At 68.5% G+C, this 1,114-nt stretch carries 2 protein-coding genes; both read left to right on the plus strand.

Features of this window, described 5'->3' with window-relative positions:
• Positions 1–795, plus strand: a 795-nt coding sequence (locus tag OU415_RS38215; protein WP_333779291.1) for a replication initiator, incomplete at its 5' end; no start/stop codon positions are given.
• A gap of 2 nt (positions 796–797) precedes the next feature.
• Positions 798–980 carry a helix-turn-helix domain-containing protein gene (locus OU415_RS38220; protein ID WP_270954692.1) on the plus strand — a complete coding sequence of 61 codons (183 nt, stop codon included), beginning with the start codon at positions 798–800 and terminating at the stop codon, positions 978–980.
• Positions 981–1,114 lie beyond the last annotated feature (134 nt).

A 1,114-nucleotide genomic window follows, 5' to 3' on the forward strand; every position in this document is an offset into this window, starting at 1 on the left:
GTGCTGGCCGAAGCCGTCCGCACCGCGCACGCCAACGTCGCGATCACCTCCCCCGACGTCGACGGCCGCACGTGGGACCTAGCCTTCGGCGACCAGCTCGACATCCGCCCGATCCGCCCGGTCAACGCCACCGAGGTCGAAGACGACCGCGGGGTGATCACCGATGACCGGCTGGCCTCCTACGTCGCCAAGTACGCCACCAAGGGCACCAGCACCAGCGAAGCCGCCGACCGGCGCATCCGCTCGCAAGCCGACATCGACCGACTCCAGATCTCCGCCCACCACCGGCGGATCATCCAGACCGCCTGGGACCTGCCCGAACTCGTGCCCTGCCCGGACTGCCACCCCGACGGCCACCACGAGCCCGACGGCTGCGGCTGCCAGCAGCGCACCCACGCGAACTACTGCGCCACCTGCAACAACGGCGGCGAGGTCACCCGCACCACCCGCCGGCAGTTCCTACACCCCGAACTCGGCGACAAGCCCGACCCGATCGACGCGCTCAAGCTCCGGCGCTGGGCACACATGCTCGCCTTCCGCGGCCACTTCCTCACCAAGTCCCAGGCTTACTCGGTGCCGTTCCGGCAGATCCGCGACGACCGACGCCGCTACCAGCACGAACACACCCTCGCCGAACTCGGGATCACCGACGAGGACTCGATCACCGTCGTCAACGACTGGGCCATGACCAGCGTCGGCCACCGCACCCCCGACGAACGCGAACTCGCCGCCGCCATCGCCCAACGCCAACGCGACATGCGCAAACACCGTCACGCCACCGAACGAAAGGACTAGCCATGATCCGCAACCTCTGGGGCCCTCAACAGGTCGCCGACTACCTAGGCGTCCCTGTCGGCACCGTCTACCAGTGGCGAAGCCGTGGAGGCGGACCGCCCGGACGCCGCGTCGGCAAACACGTCCGCTACAAGCCCGATGACGTCGAATCCTGGTTCGAGTCCCTGGATGAGGGGGTGATCTGATGCCCCGGCCACCGATGCCGATCGGCACGCACGGCAAGATCCGCTTCTACCGGACTCCGACCGGCTGGCGCGCGATGACGAACTTTCGCGACGAAGACGGCGTGACTCGCCCAGTTGAGCGGATGGGCCCGACA

The organism is Saccharopolyspora oryzae (genome assembly GCF_027853915.1).
GTDB classification, from domain to species: Bacteria; Actinomycetota; Actinomycetes; order Mycobacteriales; family Pseudonocardiaceae; genus Saccharopolyspora; species Saccharopolyspora oryzae.